At 64.6% G+C, this 17,574-nt stretch carries 6 protein-coding genes; 3 read left to right on the top strand and 3 right to left on the bottom strand.

The genetic code is table 11. The features are described 5' to 3' along the window. Positions 1 to 88: 88 nt before the first annotated feature. Complete coding sequence (locus tag BFP99_RS31375) at positions 89 to 1,444, top strand: MATE family efflux transporter (RefSeq protein ID WP_065924401.1); 1,356 nt, start codon at positions 89 to 91, stop codon at positions 1,442 to 1,444. Here BFP99_RS31375 and BFP99_RS31370 read toward each other — a convergent pair. Beyond that, complete coding sequence (locus BFP99_RS31370; protein WP_065949029.1) at positions 1,428 to 2,015, bottom strand: TetR/AcrR family transcriptional regulator; 588 nt, start codon at positions 2,013 to 2,015, stop codon at positions 1,428 to 1,430. The genes BFP99_RS31375 and BFP99_RS31370 overlap by 17 nt on opposite strands. A gap of 141 nt (positions 2,016 to 2,156) precedes the next feature. Between BFP99_RS31370 and BFP99_RS31365 the strand changes: the two genes are divergently transcribed. Continuing rightward, entirely contained in the window at positions 2,157 to 3,329 is a 1,173-nt protein-coding gene (locus tag BFP99_RS31365; RefSeq protein WP_065949028.1) for an MFS transporter, read from the top strand. A 22-nt stretch (positions 3,330 to 3,351) separates the two neighbouring features. On the opposite strand, the gene BFP99_RS31360 is transcribed toward BFP99_RS31365, so the two are convergent. Continuing rightward, positions 3,352 to 3,717: a type II toxin-antitoxin system HicB family antitoxin gene (locus BFP99_RS31360; RefSeq protein WP_065949027.1), complete on the bottom strand. Its 366-nt coding sequence runs from the start codon at positions 3,715 to 3,717 to the stop codon at positions 3,352 to 3,354. Beyond that, a complete protein-coding gene (locus BFP99_RS31355) occupies positions 3,714 to 3,965 on the bottom strand; it encodes a type II toxin-antitoxin system HicA family toxin (protein ID WP_038846635.1) in 252 nt (83 codons plus the stop codon). The genes BFP99_RS31360 and BFP99_RS31355 overlap by 4 nt, the downstream gene beginning before the upstream one ends. Positions 3,966 to 4,174: 209 nt before the next feature. Here BFP99_RS31355 and BFP99_RS31350 point away from each other — a divergent pair. Beyond that, positions 4,175 to 17,574 (top strand): non-ribosomal peptide synthase/polyketide synthase (locus tag BFP99_RS31350; RefSeq protein WP_065949026.1); only part of this gene is annotated, 13,400 nt, incomplete at its 3' end.

Genomic DNA, 17,574 nt, shown 5'->3' with positions numbered 1-17,574 from the left:
GCCCCATCCATCATGCAAAGCACAGGAAGATAGGATCCAATTACGGTATAACCCTCGGACGCTTTAGTTTTCCGAGGCCCCGTTTTTCATGCAAAGCCCTTTGCAACGCCCGCTGTGGCAGGTCTACCTGATCTTTCTGGCACCGATGGTGCTGTCCAATTTCCTGCAAAGCTTTTCCGGCACCCTCAACGGTATTTATGTCGGGCAGATGCTCGGCACCCAGGCGCTGGCGGCGGTGTCGGGGATGTTCCCCATCGTGTTCTTCTTCATTGCCCTGGTGATCGGCCTGGGGGCCGGCGCTTCGGTGCTGATTGGCCAGGCCTGGGGCGCCCAGGAAACCGGGATGGTCAAGGCGATTACCGGTGCCACCCTGACCCTCGGCGCGCTGGTGGGCCTGATCGCAGCGGTGCTGGGCAGCCTGTTTGCGCGCCCGGCGTTGCAGGCATTGGGTACGCCTGCGGATGTGCTCGACGATGCCGTGGGCTATGCCCAGATGATGATGCTGATCATGCCGCTGTTGCTGGTATTTATCCTCTATACCCAGCTGTTGCGCGGGGTCAGCGACACGATCTCGCCGCTGCTGGCGCTGATGGTCTCGACCCTGGTCGGCCTGCTGTTGACCCCGGCGCTGATTCGCGGCTGGATTGGCCTGCCGCCCCTGGGGATCCAGAGCGCGGTGTACGCAGGCCTGGTGGGGAATGCCTCCGCGATGCTGTTTCTGATCCTGCGCCTGCGCCATAAAAACCATGTGATGGCGCCGGACCGCGAACTGCTCGCGGCCTTGCGCCTGGACCGCGTCATCCTCGGCAAAGTCCTGCGCATCGGCTTGCCTACAGGCTTGCAGATGGTGGTGTTGTCGCTGTCGGAGTTGGTCATCCTTGCCTTGGTCAATGGCCATGGGTCCCAGGCCACGGCGGCCTATGGGGCGGTGACGCAGATCGTCAACTACGTGCAGTTTCCGGCCCTGTCGATTGCCATCACTGCTTCGATCCTCGGGGCCCAGGCGATTGGGGCCGGGCGGCTGGAGCGTATCGGGCCGATCCTGCGTACCGGGCTGTTGATCAATACGTGCCTGACCGGTGGCCTGATCGTGCTGGGCTATCTGTTGTCGCACTGGTTGCTCGGGTTGTTCATCACCGATGACGCCGCACGCGTGAATGCCGAGCACCTGCTGCACATCATGTTGTGGAGCATCCTCGTGTTCGGCTTCCAGGCCGTGATCGGCGGGATCATGCGCGCCAGCGGCGTGGTGCTGATGCCGGTGGCGATCTCGATCTTCTGCGTGCTGTGTGTCGAGCTACCGATGGCGTACCTGTTGAATGCGCACTTCGGCCTGGAAGGCGTCTGGATGGCGTTCCCGGTAACGTACCTGGCGATGCTGGGGTTGCAGGCCGCGTACTACCGGCTGGTGTGGCGGCATAAGCAGATCAAGCGGTTGGTGTGAGTTTCAGGCCGCGCAGCAGGAGTTCCAGGCCCTGCAAACCTTGCTCCAGACGCTCATCCGGATGTTCTGACCGGGCGATCCACAGGGCGGTGTTGACCAGGCTGCCATTGATCAACTGCGCCAGCGCCAGGCTCGGTGCGCCAGGGACGATGCCCGCCTGCATCAGGGCTTCCAGCAGTTGGCGCAACGACTCGACACAGTGTTGCTGGGAGCCGGTATCGCCCAATACAGCCGGCGCATCCTGCAGCACAACGCGTTGGATTTCGCCGTCCTGGGCCATGCGCAAATAAGCGCGGCAGCGTTCGCAAAAACCGCTCCATGGGTCTTGGGCTTCGTCTGAGATACGCTGCAAACATGCGTCCATCTCACGATCAAGTTGAGCAACCACGGCGGCCAGCAGCCCCTTCTTGTCGCCAAAGTGGTGGTACAGCGCGCCGCGTGTCAGGCCGACGTGGGCGGTGAAATCGTCCATCGATGTATTGGCATAGCCTTGGGTGGCGAAGGCCTGCCGTGCGCTGGCGAGCAGTCGGGCGCGGGTGTCTTCGATCATTTCGGCACGGGCTCGGCTCATGGGCAGGACTCACAATGGGCAAGTGAAAGATTGACATACGCTGCGTATGTTACGCATGATTCGCCACATACGCACCGTATGTATTTTGCCTTGATCACTGCGGATAGCAAGTTCCAGGGCATCAGGAAGAGGTTGAGCAGGATGGCAAACCCTTACGCCGAGTTGTTCCAGGTTCCCGGCTCGCGGGCCTTCGTATTGGCCGGCATGCTGGCACGCATGCCGGTGTCCATGGCAGGTATTGGCTTGATCACCATGCTTTCCCTGGTGCACGGCGGTTATGGCCTGGCCGGTTCGGTGGCGGCGGTGTTCGCCCTGGCCACTGCGTTTTGCGCGCCGCAGGTGTCACGGTTGGTGGACCGGTACAGCCAAGGCCGGGTGCTGCCGGTTGCTGCCTTGATCGGCGGCGGGGCGCTGTTGATGCTGTTGCTGTGCACGCGGTTGCAGGCACCGACCTGGACGCTGTTCCTGTTTGCTGCCCTGGCGGGATGCATGCCGAATATGTCGGCCATGGTGCGGGCGCGCTGGACCGAGCTGTACCGCGGCCAGCCCAGGCTGCAAACCGCCTTTGCCCTGGAATCGGTGCTGGATGAGGTGTGCTTCATCATCGGCCCACCGATTTCGGTGGGCTTGAGCGTGGTGCTGTTTCCCGAAGCCGGGCCTCTGGTGGCCGCGTTGCTGCTGGCGGTTGGGGTTACCACGTTTGTGCTGCAACGCGCGACCGAACCCCCGGTGCATGAGCACCACGCTCACCATCAGGGCTGGCTGATCGCGTCACCGTCGGTGCTGATCCTGATGATCCTGCTGCTGGCCATGGGGGTGATCGTGGGTGTGGTGGATGTGGTCAGCGTGGCCTTTGCCCAGCACCAGGGCCAACCGGCGGCGGCAAGCATCGTGCTTTCGGTGTACGCCATCGGCTCGTGCCTGGCGGGGTTGGCCTTTGGCACCCTAAAACTCAAGGCGCCGCTGCCCCGGCAGTTCCTGTTCTGCGGCGCGGCCACGGCGCTGACCACCTTGCCGTTGCTGATGGTCAGCAACATTCCGGGTCTGGCGGTGGCCATCTTCATTTCCGGACTGTTCTTCGCCCCCACCCTGATCGTTTCCATGGCCCTCGTGGAAAAGAGCGTGCCCGCGAGCCGCCTGACCGAGGGCATGACCTGGCTGATCACCGGCCTGAGCATCGGCGTGGCCATCGGTGCCGCCAGCTCCGGCTGGATGATCGACCATTTTGGCGCCGCCAGCGGGTTCTGGGTGGCGTTGGCGGCGGGGGCGGTGGTGATGGGGTCAGCGGTGTTGGGCTATCGGCGGTTGGGTTGAGCGTCATCCTGGCAATGAAACGTCAGCCAATCACGGGGCAGGGGTCCGCTCGGTGATGTTGCAGGAATTCGTTCAGCGCCTGGCGCGTCAGGTCGTTCAGGGTCACCTTTTTACGTGTCGCTTCAAGGGCGGCGGCAAGATGAAGATCGTGGCCGACCCGCACGTTAAAAGAGCCTTTGCACGGCTTCTCCGGTGTTTGCCCAAGGGCCTGGCAGGTAGTGAGGTAGTCGTCCACCGCTTCGCGAAATGCAGCGTCCAGTTCGGCGACGGTTTTGCCTTCGTAGCTCACCAGTGCCTTGATGAACAGGATCTTGCCGAACAGGCAGTTGTCTTCGAGGCTGGCTTCGATAGAGCCGACGTAGCCATTGTGTTTCAGTTGGTTATTCACTGAATCAGTTCTCCTGATTTCAATTGTTCGATGATCTGGCGCCGAATGTAGTGTTTCAGTTCGTTGCCGGGATGGGGCTTGTGCAAGGTGATCATTGCACTCGGATCGCCAATGTCGAACTTGACGCGGCTTCCAGCCCCCTCAATCTGTGTGTAGCCAAGACGACGCAGCAGCGTGACGAGCTCGGGCCAGGTAAATGCCATGTGCTCGTTGAGCAGTTTGGCGAGCAGCTTTTCATTTTTGGACACGGCGTTCCCTGCGTGTAACTAAATGTAGTTGCAAAAGATGGTGTCCGTCAATGCTAGCTGGGGTTCGTGTGTCGTTCCCGGGATTGATGTAACCCTTGATGACAGCTCGCTCTGCGCCTCCCATCCCCCGCTAATTTTTCCCTCTCCGGTTCGTTTTATAGGGACGACGTGCCTTTGTGCTTCCTGCCTATTGCTCCGGACTCCAACAAATGAATGCTGAAGACTCCTTGAAACTTGCTCGCCGGTTTATCGGGTTGCCCCTGGAAAAACGCCAGCTGTTCCTGCAGGCATTGCAGAAAGAAGGGGTGGATTTTTCGCGGTTTCCGATTCCGGCCGGCGTGGAGGCAGAGGATCGCCAGGCGCTGTCCTACGCGCAACAGCGCATGTGGTTTCTCTGGCAACTGGACCCGAACAGCGGCGCCTACAACCTGCCGGGCGCCGTGCGCCTCAAGGGTGCGCTGAACCTTGGCGCCATGGAGCAGGCGTTCGCCAGTCTGGTGGCCCGGCACGAAACCCTGCGTACGGTGTTCCAGCGCCAGGCCGATGAGCGCCTGATGCAGGTGGCCGTACAGCCGTCTTTGGCCATTGAGCAACTGGACCTGACGGCGTTGGCCGCGGCCGAACGCGAACACGCCGTCAACGATGCGGCCACCCGCCAATCGCTGCTGCCGTTCGACCTGGAACACGGCCCGCTGCTGCGTGTGCAACTGCTCAGGCTCGATGCCCAGGAGCACGTGCTGCTGCTGACCCTGCACCATATCGTCTCCGATGGCTGGTCGATGAACGTGTTGATCGACGAGTTCATTCGTTTCTATGACGCCCACGAGCGCAACGAAGCGCCGCCATTGCCGGCGCTGCCGATCCAGTACAGCGACTACGCCTTGTGGCAGCGCCGCTGGCTGGAAGCGGGGGAACAGGCCCGTCAATTGGAATACTGGCAGGCGCGGCTGGGTGATGAGCATCCGGTGCTGGAACTGCCAACGGACCACCCGCGCCCAGCCATGCCCAGCTATCAGGGCACCCGCCACAACTTCGCGATTGACCCGGCGCTGGCCGCGCAGTTGCGCACCTGCGCGCAACAGCACAACGTCACCCTGTTCATGCTGCTGCTCGGCGCGTTCAATGTGTTGCTGCATCGCTACACCGGCCAGGGCGATATCCGCGTCGGCGTGCCGATCGCCAACCGCAACCGTACGGAAGTCGAGGGGTTGATCGGCTTCTTCGTCAACACGCAAGTCCTGCGTACTGAGCTGAGCGGGCAAACCCGCGTCGCCGAGTTGCTGCAAGGTATCAAGGAGCACGCCCTTGGCGCCCAGGCGCACCAGGAATTGCCCTTCGAGCGCCTGGTGGAAGCCCTGAAGGTCGAGCGCAGCCTGAGCCATACGCCGCTGTTCCAGGTGATGTACAACCATCAGCCGGTGGTGGCCGACATCGCCTCGGTCAGCACCGCCTCCGGCCTGGAGCTGGCCCTGGTGGAGTGGCAAGGCCGCACCACCCAGTTCGACCTGACCCTCGACACCTATGAAAAATCCGGCACCTTGCACGCCGCGCTGACCTACGCCAATGACCTGTTCGACGCGCCATCCATCGCGCGGATGGCGCGCCACTGGATCAGCCTGTTGCAGGCCATGGTGGCCGATGGCGAACAGCGCATCGGCGAGTTGCCGATGCTGGCCGTCGATGAGCAACAGAGGCTGGTGCACGCCTGGAACCAGACCGCGCAAACGTATCCGAGCGAGCGGGGCATTCATCACCTGATCGAAGACCAGGTACAGCGCACCCCGGATGCGCCGGCGCTGGTGTTCGGCGCGACCATGCTGACCTATGCGCAACTCGACGCCCGTGCCAACCAACTGGCCCATGCCTTGCGCGACCACGGGGTCGGTCCTGATGCGCTGGTGGGTATCTGCGTTGAGCGTTCCATCGAGATGGTCATCGGCCTGCTGGCTGTGCTCAAGGCCGGCGGCGCCTACGTCCCCCTCGATCCCGAATATCCCCAGGAACGCCTGGCCTACATGATCGAAGACAGCGGCATCCAGCTGCTGCTCAGCCAGCACAGCCTGCTGCCACTGCTGCCTGTCGAAGGCATTCGGGTGATGCGCCTCGACCAGGCGCCCGGCTGGCTCGACGCTTACAGCGTCGCAGCGCCCGCCGTCGACATCCACGCGCTGAACCTGGCCTATGTGATCTACACCTCCGGTTCCACCGGCAAGCCCAAGGGCGCCGGCAACAGCCATCGCGCACTGGTCAACCGCCTGTGCTGGATGCAGCAGGCCTACGGCCTGGATGCCAGTGACGCGGTGCTGCAGAAAACCCCGTTCAGCTTTGATGTGTCGGTGTGGGAGTTCTTCTGGCCGTTGATGACCGGCGCCCGCCTGGTGGTCGCCGCCCCTGGGGAACACCGCGAGCCGGCGCGCCTGATCGAGACCATCGGCGAGCACGGGATCACCACCTTGCACTTCGTGCCGTCCATGCTCCAGGCGTTTATCCATGAGCCGGGCGTGCCGCGCTGCGCCAGCCTCAAGCGTATTGTGTGCAGCGGCGAAGCCTTGCCCCTGGACGCGCAACTGCAGGTGTTCGCCAAGCTGCCCCAGGCTGGTTTGTTCAACCTCTATGGCCCGACGGAAGCGGCCATCGATGTGACCCACTGGACCTGCATCGACGAAGGCCGTGACGCCGTGCCCATCGGCCGCCCGATCGCCAACCTCGGCACCTACGTGCTCGACGCGCAGCTCAACCCGGTGCCTGCCGGCGTGGCCGGCGAGTTGTACCTCGGCGGCACCGGCCTGGCGCGCAGCTACCACCGCCGTCCGGCACTGACCGCCGAACGTTTTGTGCCCAGCCCCTTCGGTGACGGCGCGCGCCTGTACCGTACTGGCGACCGGGTGCGCCAGCGTGATGACGGTGTGATCGACTACCTTGGCCGTCTCGACCACCAGGTCAAGCTGCGCGGCTTGCGCATCGAATTGGGTGAAATCGAGACACGCCTGATGCAACACCCAGCGGTGCGTGAGGCGGTGGTGCTGGTGCACGGCGGCAAACAACTGGTGGCCTACCTGGTGCTGGAGGGCGAGGCGCCCACCGACCTCAAGGCCTGGCTGCTCGGTAGCCTGCCGGAATACATGGTGCCGACCCATATGGTGCCCCTGGCCAAGCTGCCGGTGACCGCCAACGGCAAGCTCGACCGCAAGGCCCTGCCGTTACCGGATGCAACGCCGCAACAGGCCTATATCGCGCCGCAAGACGACCTGCAAAAAGCCCTGGCGGCGATCTGGAGCGATGTGCTCGGCGTCGAGCAGGTGGGCCTGGACGACAACTTTTTCGAACTGGGCGGCGATTCGATCATCTCCATCCAGGTGGTCAGCCGCGCGCGCCAGGCGGGGATTCGCCTCAGCCCGCGCGACCTGTTCCAGTACCAGAGCGTGCGCAGCCTGGCGTTGGTGGCCGGCTTCGAGCACTCCACCGTGATCGACCAAGGCCCTGCCAGCGGCGAGGTGATCCTGACCCCGGTGCAGCAAGGCTTTTTCGCCCAGGCGATCCCCGCGCGTCACCACTGGAACCAATCGTTGTTGTTGACCCCGCGCGAGCGCTTGGAACCGGCACGCCTGGAAGCCGCCCTGACCCAGGTGATCAACCATCACGACGCCTTGCGCCTGCGCTTTGTGCAACAGGCCGACACCTGGCAGCAAGCCTACGCCGCGCCGGTCACCGCGCCGGGCCTGTGGCAGACCCACGCCGGCAGCGACGATGAACTGGCGGCGCTGTGCGATGAGGCCCAGCGTAGCCTCGACCTGACGCAAGGCCCGCTGTTGCGTGCCGCGTTAGTGAGCATGGCCGATGGCAGCCAGCGCCTTCTGCTGGTGATCCATCACCTGGCGGTCGATGGCGTCTCCTGGCGCATCGTCCTGGAAGACCTGCAACAGGCTTACCGCCAGGCAGCGTTGCCGACCAAGACCAGCGCCTACCAGCTGTGGGCCGAACAGTTGCAAGCCCATGCCCGCGCGCTGGACGACCAACTGCCGTACTGGCAGGCGCAGTCGGCCGACGCGGACTTGCCGTGCGACAACCCCCAGGGCGGTCTGCAAAACCGCTTGGGCAGCAAGCTCGAAATCCGCCTTGACGCCGAGCACACCCGTCAACTGCTCCAGGACGCGCCAGCGGCCTACCGCACCCAGGTCAATGACCTGCTGCTGACGGCCCTGGCGCGGGTGGTCAGCCGTTGGAGCGGCCAGAACGCCGCACTGATCCAGCTGGAAGGCCATGGCCGCGAAGACCTGTTCGACGGTGTCGACCTGACCCGCACCGTGGGCTGGTTCACCAGCCTGTTCCCGGTACGCCTGCAAGCCTGCGGCGAGCTGTCGGCTGCGATCAAGGCGGTCAAGGAGCAACTGCGTGCCGTGCCCGCCAAAGGCATCGGCTACGGTCTGCTGCGCTACCTCGGCCCGCCTGCGGCCCGCGAAGCCCTGGCGAACCTGGCCGCGCCACGCATTACCTTCAACTACCTGGGCCAGTTCGACCGCCAGTTCAACGAATCCGTGTTGTTTGTACCGTCTACCCAGGGCAGCGGCCAGGCCCAGGATGCCGAGGCACCGCTGGCCAACTGGTTGACCGTGGAAGGGCAGGTGTACGGCGGTGAGCTGGCGCTGCAATGGGGGTTCAGCCGCGAGATGTTCGAGGCGTCGACGGTGCAGCAGTTGGCGGATGACTACGCGGCAGAGCTCAAGGCCTTGATCGAGCATTGCCGAGCCACCCCGGCAGGGCAGGTTACCCCTTCGGACTTCCCACTGGCGCGCTTGACCCAACAGCAACTGGACGCGTTGCCCGTGGCGGGGCCGGCGATTGCCGACCTTTATCCGCTGTCGCCGATGCAGCAGGGCATGTTGTTCCATACCCTCTACGCGCCAGAAGCCCAGGCGTACATCAACCAGTTGCGCGTGGATATCGACGGCCTCGACCTGCTGGCGTTCGGCCGCGCCTGGCAGGCGGCACTGGACCGCCATGACATTCTGCGCAGCAGCTTCCACTGGCTGGGCCTGGACAGTGCCCATCAAGTCATCCAGCGTCAGGTCGACGTGCAGTTGCACGTGATCGAAGACATCGATGCCGACTTCGATGCGCTTGCCGAGGCTGAACGCGAGAAGGGCTTCGCGCTTAATGCCGCGCCGCTGTTTCGCCTGATGCTGGTGCGGGGCGCCGGTAACGCCTGGCATCTGATCTTCACCAGTCACCACATCCTCATGGACGGTTGGAGTAACGCCCAGTTGCTGGGTGAAGTCATCGCCCACTATGCCGGCCAGGCCTTGCCCGCGCCGCTGGGGCAGTTCCGCGATTACCTGGGCTGGCTGCAACAGCAAGCGTCGGGTGAGACGTTCTGGAAAGCCGCCCTGGCGCCGTTGCAAACACCCACCTTGCTCGCGCAAGCGCTGCGCGCGCCGGTCGATGGCCTGGGCACGGCTGAGCATCAATTGATCCTTGAGGGCGAGTTCACACAGGCCCTCGGCGAGTTCGCCCGTCGCCAGAAAATCACTCTCAATACCGTGCTGCAAGGAGCGTGGAGCCTGTTGCTGCAGCGCTACACCGGTCAGGATTGCGTGGCCTTTGGCGCGACCGTCGCCGGGCGTTCGGCACCGCTGCCGGGGATCGAGCAGCAACTGGGCCTATTCATCAACACGCTGCCTATCGTCAGTACGCCTTCGCCAGCCCAACCGGCCGCCCAATGGCTCAACGAGTTGCAAACCCTGAATCTCAGCCTGCGTGACCACGAGCATGTGCCGCTGTACGACATACAAGGCTGGGCCGGTCAGCAGGGCGCATTGTTCGACACTTTGCTGGTGTTCGAAAACTTCCCTGTGGCCGAGGCCCTGAAGCAGGGCGCACCCGCAGGCCTGGCGTTTGGCCATATTCACAACCATGAACGCACCCATTACCCTTTGACCTTGGGCATTGAGTTGGGGGCCAGCCTGCGCCTGGAGTTCAGTTATGACCGGGCGCGGTTCAGCGCTGAACAGGTCGCACGCTTGAGCGCCAACCTGCACCACCTGCTGGTGCAGTTGCTCGCGGATGCCCAGGCGCCTCTTGGCAACCTGCAATTGCTTGACTCCACCGCACAACGCGACGTGCTTGCACTGAGCCAGTCGCCGGGCGCTGCCCAACGCCAGCTGCGCGTGCACGAACGCATTGCGGCCCAGGCTGCTGCCACACCGGACGCGCTGGCGGTACAGGCTGGCGAAGCGCGCTTGAGCTATGCCCAGCTCAATGCCCATGCCAACCGGCTCTCCCATCGCCTGCTGGAACTGGGCGCGGGCCCGGGCCAGCGCGTGGGCCTGGCGTCGCGGCGCGGCCCGCAACTGATCGTCAGCCTGCTGGCCGTGCTCAAAAGCGGCGCGGCCTATGTGCCCCTGGACCCGAACTATCCCGCCGACCGCCTGGCCTACATGCTGGCGGACAGCCGCCTGGACCTGTTGCTCAGCGAAGCCGGGTTGCTGGCCGACCTGCCGCTGCCGCAAGGGCTGGCCCGTCTGGACTTCACCGTCTCCGGTACCGAGCTGGCCGGCTACCCTGCCAGCAACCCACTCACCCACGCTGCCGCTGCCGATCTGGCGTACGTAATCTACACCTCGGGCTCCACCGGCCAACCCAAGGGCGTGGCCATCGACCATGCGGCCCTCGGCCAATTCTGCGACAGCGCCGAGGTCTACAGCCAACTGTGTGCAGAGGACCGCGTGCTGCAGTTCGCGACCTTCAGTTTCGACGGCTTTGTCGAACAGTGCTACCCGCCGCTGTGTGTGGGCGCCGCGCTGATCATGCGTGGCGATGAACTGTGGGATGCCGGGCAACTGGCACGGGAAATCGTCGAGCAGGGCGTGACCCTGGCGGACTTGCCGGCGGCCTACTGGTACCTGTTGGCCAAGGAGTGCGCGGCCGATGGTCGCGCCCTGGGTAACCTGCGCCAGGTGCATGTGGGCGGCGAGGCCATGTCGGTGGAAGGGCTGCGCGCCTGGCACGCGGCCGGCCTGGGCGGCGTGCGCCTGGTCAACACCTACGGGCCGACCGAGGCCACCGTGGTGTCCAGCGTGCATGAGTGCCAACTGGCGGATGCCAGTGATGCGTTCGGTGTGCCGATTGGCCGGGCGAGCGATGGTCGCTCGCTGTATGTACTCGACAGCGGTTTCGAGCTGTTGGCCACCGATGGCGTTGGCGAGCTGTGCATCGGTGCCGAGTTCGGCCTGGCCCAGCGTTACTTCGACCGCCCGGCGTTGACCGCCGAGCGCTTCCTGCCGGATCCGTTTTCGACGGTTCCCGGTGCGCGACTCTACCGCAGTGGCGACCTGGCCCGTTACAACGAGGCGGGCGCCTTGGAGTACGTGGGGCGTATCGACCATCAGGTGAAGATCCGCGGGTTCCGTATCGAAATGGGCGAAATCGAGGCCAGCCTGCAAGCCCTGCCGTGGGTGCGCGAAGCTGCCGTCGTTGCGCAGCCGAGTGCCACCGGTACGCAGTTGGTCGCGTACGTGGTCGCGGCCCACGGCCAACCACTGGATACCCAGGCGCTGGCGGCGGTCTTGCGCCAGTCCTTGCCGGATTACATGGTGCCGGGGCATTGGCTGGTGCTCGATGCCCTGCCGTTGAACAACAACGGCAAGCTTGACCGCCGCGCACTGCCGCTGCCGGACCTGAGCCAGGCGCGACACGTCTACCGCGCGCCGCAAAGCCCGCTGCACATGCAATTGGCGGCGATCTGGCAAACGGTGTTGCACGTCGAGCAGGTGGGGCTCGATGACCATTTCTTCGAACGCGGTGGCCATTCGTTGCTGGCCACTCAGGTGATCTCCCGCGTGCGTCACGACCTCAAGCTGGACGTGCCGTTGCGAGCGTTGTTCGAGCAGCCGACGCTGGAAGCGTTCGCGGCGGCCTGCGCAGGGGTGCAGGCCGGCACTGCCAGCCCGATGGTGGCGCTGGGGCGCGACCGTCCGTTGGCACTGTCCTTCGCCCAGGAACGCCAATGGTTCCTTTGGCAACTGGATCCCTGCAGTGCCGCCTACCACGTACCGACCGCATTGCACCTGCGCGGTGAGCTGGATATCCCGGCACTGGAGCACGCGTTCCAGGCCTTGGTGCAGCGTCATGAACCGCTGCGTACCACCTTCGTGGAAGAGGCTGAGCACACCTGGCAGGTCATCCAGCCCAACCTGGCGATGGTGATCCAACGCCAGCAGGTGCAAGACTCGGCCATCGAGCAGGCGGTCGCGCAAGAGATCCAACGCCCGTTCGACCTGCTCAACGGTCCGCTGATGCGCGTCATGCTGCTGGAGATCACGGCCGCGCACCATGTGCTGGTGATCACCCAGCACCACATCATCTCCGACGGCTGGTCGATGCAAGTGATGGTCGACGAACTGCTGGCGCTGTATCAAGGCCAGGCGCCGTTGCCGGCCTTACCGATCCAGTACGCCGACTATGCCGTATGGCAGCGCGATTGGATGGCGGCCGGGGAGAAACAACGCCAACTCGATTACTGGCGTGCGCGCCTGGGCACCGAACACGCGGTGCTGGAACTGCCCCTGGACCACCCGCGCCCGGCGGTGCAAAGCCAGCGCGGTGCGCGTCGGCGTGTACACCTGGATAACGCCCTGGTGGCCGAGCTCAAGGCACTCGCCCAGCGCCAGGACGTGACTTTGTTCATGCTCCTGCTGGCGTCGTTCCAGACGTTGCTGCACCGCTACAGCGGCCAGGCCGAGATCCGCGTCGGGGTGCCGATCGCCAACCGCAATCGCCTGGAAACCGAGCGTCTGGTTGGCTTCTTCGTCAACACCCAGGTGCTCAAGGCCGACCTGCACGGGCAGATGGCCTTTGACCAGTTACTGGCCCAGGTCAAGCAACGTGCCCTGGAAGCCCAGGCCCATCAGGACTTGCCGTTCGAACAACTGGTAGAAGCGCTGCAACCGGAACGCAGTCTCAGCCATAACCCGTTGTTCCAGGTGATGTTCAATCACCAGGACAACCTGCGCGCCGGCCCGGTGCAACTGCCTGGCCTGGCTCTGCAGCCGGTGGATTGGACCGGTCACACGACCCAGTTCGACCTCAACCTGGAAACCGAGGAGTCCGTCGACGGCCTTTGGGCATCCCTGACCTACGCCACCGACCTGTTCGACGCCGCCACCCTGGAGCGCCTGGCCGTGCACTGGCAGAACCTGCTGCGCGCAGTGGTCAACGATGCCTCCCAGGCCCTGGACGAACTGGCGATGCTCAGCCCATCGCAATGGCAGCAGATGGTCGAAGACTGGAACCACACGACCGTCGACTACCCACGCGAGCGCTGTGTCCACCAGTTGTTCGAAGCACAAGCCCTGACACAGCCGCACGCCATCGCGCTGCAATTTAATGGCGAGGCCGTGAGCTACAGCGAACTCAACCGCCGCGCCAACCGCCTGGCCCATCGCCTGATCGCGGCGGGCGTTGGCCCGGACGTGCGGGTGGCGGTGCATGTGGAGCGTTCCCTGCACATGGTGGTCGGCCTGCTTGCGACCCTCAAGGCCGGTGGCGCCTATGTGCCGCTGGACCCGCAATTCCCGGCGGAGCGCCTGGCCTTCATGCTCGAAGACAGCCGCGCCCAGGTGCTGCTGACTCAGTCGCCGCTGATTGGGCGCCTGGTGCAACCGCAAGGCCTGCAGGTGCTTTTGGTCGAGGACGCCGGCGGTGACGAACACAACCCGCAGGTCAGCGTCACGCCGCAACACCTGGCCTATGTGATCTACACCTCCGGCTCCACCGGCAAGCCCAAGGGCGTGATGGTGCCGCACCAGGCGCTGTGCAGCTTTACCTGCGGCATGGCCGGCACCCTGGACATCGGCGCGCAGGCGCGGGTGCTGTCGCTGACGACGTTCTCGTTCGACATCTTTGCCCTGGAGCTGTACGTGCCGCTGACAGTCGGCGCCACGGTGCTGCTGAGCGGTCAGGAACTGGCGCTGGACCCGGAGGCGATAATCGACCTGGTCACCGCCCAATCCGCCAGCGTACTGCAAGCCACGCCGTCCACCTGGCGTATGCTGCTGGAAAGCCCACGTGCCGATGTGCTGCGCGGTATCAAGTGCCTGTGCGGCGGCGAAGCGCTGCCGGCCGATCTGGCCCAGCGCATGCTCGACCTGCAAGGCCCGGTATGGAACCTCTATGGTCCCACCGAAACCACCATTTGGTCGGCGGCCCATCGCCTGCTGGAGGCGCAACCTTTGGTCGGGCGCCCGATCGCCAACACCGCGTTGTTCATCCTCAATGCCGGGCTCAGTCCATGCCCGGTGGGTGCGGCCGGTGAACTGCTGATCGGCGGCGTCGGCCTGGCACGCGGCTACCACGCGCGGCCAGCCCTCACCGCCGAGCGTTTCGTGCCCAACCCGTACGGCGCGCCGGGCGAGCGCCTGTACCGCACCGGCGACCTGGCACGCTACCGTGCCGACGGCGTGGTGGAGTACATCGGCCGGGTCGACCATCAGGTCAAGGTGCGCGGTTTCCGTATCGAACTGGGCGAAATCGAAGCCTGCCTGCGCGAGCATGAAGGCGTTCGCGAAGCCGTGGTGCTGGCCGACAACGACCGCTTGATCGCCTACCTGGTGACGTCTGCGGCACAGCCGGCGCAAGCCTACACAGCGGCCTTGCGTGAGCGCCTGCCGGACTACATGGTGCCGGCGCACGTGATGTTCCTCGACAGCCTGCCCTTGACCCCCAACGGCAAGCTCGACCGTAAGGCCTTGCCCAAGGTCGATACCCGCCTGTTGCTGAAAAGCCATGTGGCCGCCGTCACCCCGCGCGAACAACAGGTCGCGGCGATCTGGGCCGAGGTGCTGGGCGTGCCCCAGGTCGGCCTTGACGACCATTTCTTCGAGCTGGGCGGGCATTCGCTGCTGGCTACGCGGGTGGTATCGCGGGTGCGCCAGGCACTGGCGCTGGAAGTGGCGCTCAAGACCCTGTTCGAACACCCATTGCTGGGTGACTTCGTGGTGGCCCTGGGTGAGGAGGGCGTGGTCGCGCCGGCGCTGCTCAAGGCCGATCGCAGCCAGCCGTTGCTGCTGTCGTATGCCCAGGAACGCCAATGGTTCCTCTGGCAACTCGACCCCGAAAGCGCCGCGTACCACATCCCCAGCGCCCTGCGTTTGACAGGCCCGTTGGACCTGGCGGCGCTGCAACGCAGCTTCGACACCTTGCTGGCACGCCATGAAAGCCTGCGCACCCATTTGCGCCAGGACGCCGCCGGTACGGTCCAAGTGATTGAAGACTCGGGCCTGATTGAAATCGATTTGGTCGACACCGATGAAGCCAGCCTCAAGGCACGGGTGGCTGACGTCGTTGCGCAGCCATTCGACCTGCTGCGCGGGCCGTTGCTGCGGGCCCGGTTGCTGCGCCTGGCCGAGGACGAACATGTGCTGGTGCTGGTGCAGCACCATATCGTCTCCGATGGCTGGTCGATGCAACTGATGGTCGAGGAGCTGGTGCAACTGTACGCCGCCTTCAGCCACGGGCAGACGCCAGCCCTGCCGGCCTTGCCGATCCAGTACGCCGACTATGCCGTGTGGCAGCGCCAATGGATGGAGGCGGGAGAGAAGGCCCGTCAACTGGCCTACTGGCGTGAGCAGTTGGGCGGTGTGCAGCCTGTGCTGGAATTGCCTTTCGACTACCTGCGCCCGGCCGTGCAAAGCCATCGCGGCGCTCGCCTGGGCATCGAGTTGCAACCGCAGCTGCTGGCCGGTTTGCGTCGCCTGGCGCAGAGCGCCGGAGTGACGTTGCCGATGGTGCTGCTGGCGTCCTACCAGGCGTTGCTGCACCGCTACAGCGGCCAGGAAGACGTGCGTGTCGGGGTGCCGATTGCCAACCGCAATCGCCTGGAAACCGAGGGGCTGATCGGTTTCTTCGTCAATACCCAGGTGCTCAAGGCCGATATCCACGGGCAGATGAGCGTTGTGCAACTGCTGCAACAGGTACGCCAACGTTCCCTCGAAGCCCAGGCCCACCAGGACCTGCCGTTCGAGCAGTTGGTCGAAGCGCTGCAGCCCGAGCGCAGCATGAGCCTGAGCCCACTGTTCCAGGTGATGTTCAACCATCGCGTGACCTCGGCAGCCAATCACCTGCAGCGCCTCACCGAACTGGACGTCGAGGTGCTGAGCTGGGATGAAGGCGTGGCCCAGTTCGACCTGGCACTGGACGTGGAGGAAAGCCAGGCGACCCTGCGTGCCTCCCTGAGCTACGCCACCGATCTGTTTGCCCCAGCCACTATTGAGCGCATGGCCGGCCACTGGCAAAACCTGTTGCAGGCGATGGTTGCCGACCAACAGCAATCCATCAGCCAACTCAACCTGCTGGGCCAGGATGAGCAACGACACATCCTGCAGCTGTGGAACCAGACTGACGCCGGCTTCTCGGCCGAGCGTCTGGTACACGAAATGGTTGCCGACCGCGCCGCCGAAAACCACGCTGCGGTGGCGGTCAAGTTCGATGCGCAAACCCTGAGTTATGGCGAGCTGGACCGCCAGGCCAACCGCCTGGCCCATGCCCTGATCGCCCGTGGCATCGGCCCCGAAGTGCGCGTGGCAATTGCCATGCCGCGCAGTGCCGAGAGCCTGGTGGCGTTCCTCGCGGTGATGAAAGCCGGCGGTGTGTATGTGCCGCTGGATATCGAGTACCCGCGTGATCGCCTGCTGTACATGATGCAGGACAGCCGTGCGAAGTTGCTGCTGACCCACACCAGTGCGTTGCCGCAACTGCCGATTCCCGAGGGCCTGGACAGCCTGGCCATCGATCGCACCGAGGCGTGGGCCGACTACAGCGACACCGCGCCGGAGGTAAAACTGCACGGCGACAACCTTGCCTACGTGATCTACACCTCCGGCTCCACCGGCCTGCCCAAGGGCGTGGCGGTGTCCCATGGGCCGTTGGTGGCGCACATCATCGCCACCGGCGAGCGTTATGAAACATCGCCGGCCGATTGCGAACTGCACTTCATGTCGTTCGCCTTCGACGGCTCCCACGAAGGCTGGATGCACCCGCTGATCAACGGCGCCAGCGTGCTGGTCCGTGACGACAGCCTGTGGTTGCCCGAGTACACCTACGCGCAGATGCACCGTCACAACGTGACCATGGCGGTGTTCCCGCCGGTGTACCTGCAACAACTGGCCGAGCATGCCGAGCGCGACGGTAATCCACCGAAAGTGCGTGTGTACTGCTTTGGCGGCGATGCGGTGGCGCAAGCCAGCTACGACCTGGCCTGGCGCGCGCTCAAGCCGACCTACCTGTTCAACGGCTACGGCCCGACCGAAACCGTGGTCACGCCGTTGCTGTGGAAAGCGCGCAAGGGCGACCCCTGCGGCGCCGTGTATGCACCGATTGGTACGCTATTGGGCAACCGCAGCGGCTACGTGCTGGACGCGCAACTCAACCTGCAACCCATCGGCGTCGCCGGTGAGCTGTACCTGGGCGGCGAGGGCGTGGCCCGTGGATACCTGGAACGTCCGGCGCTGACCGCCGAACGCTTCGTGCCGGACCCGTTCGGCAAGCCGGGCAGTCGCGTGTATCGCAGCGGCGACCTGACCCGTGGCCGCCCGGATGGCGTGGTGGATTACCTCGG

It is taken from the genome of Pseudomonas sp. 1 R 17 (genome assembly GCF_900067035.1).
Lineage (GTDB): Bacteria > Pseudomonadota > Gammaproteobacteria > Pseudomonadales > Pseudomonadaceae > Aquipseudomonas > Aquipseudomonas marginalis.
The sequence above is the reverse complement of the archived record's forward strand: the minus strand, read 5'-3'. Positions and strand labels throughout refer to the sequence as shown.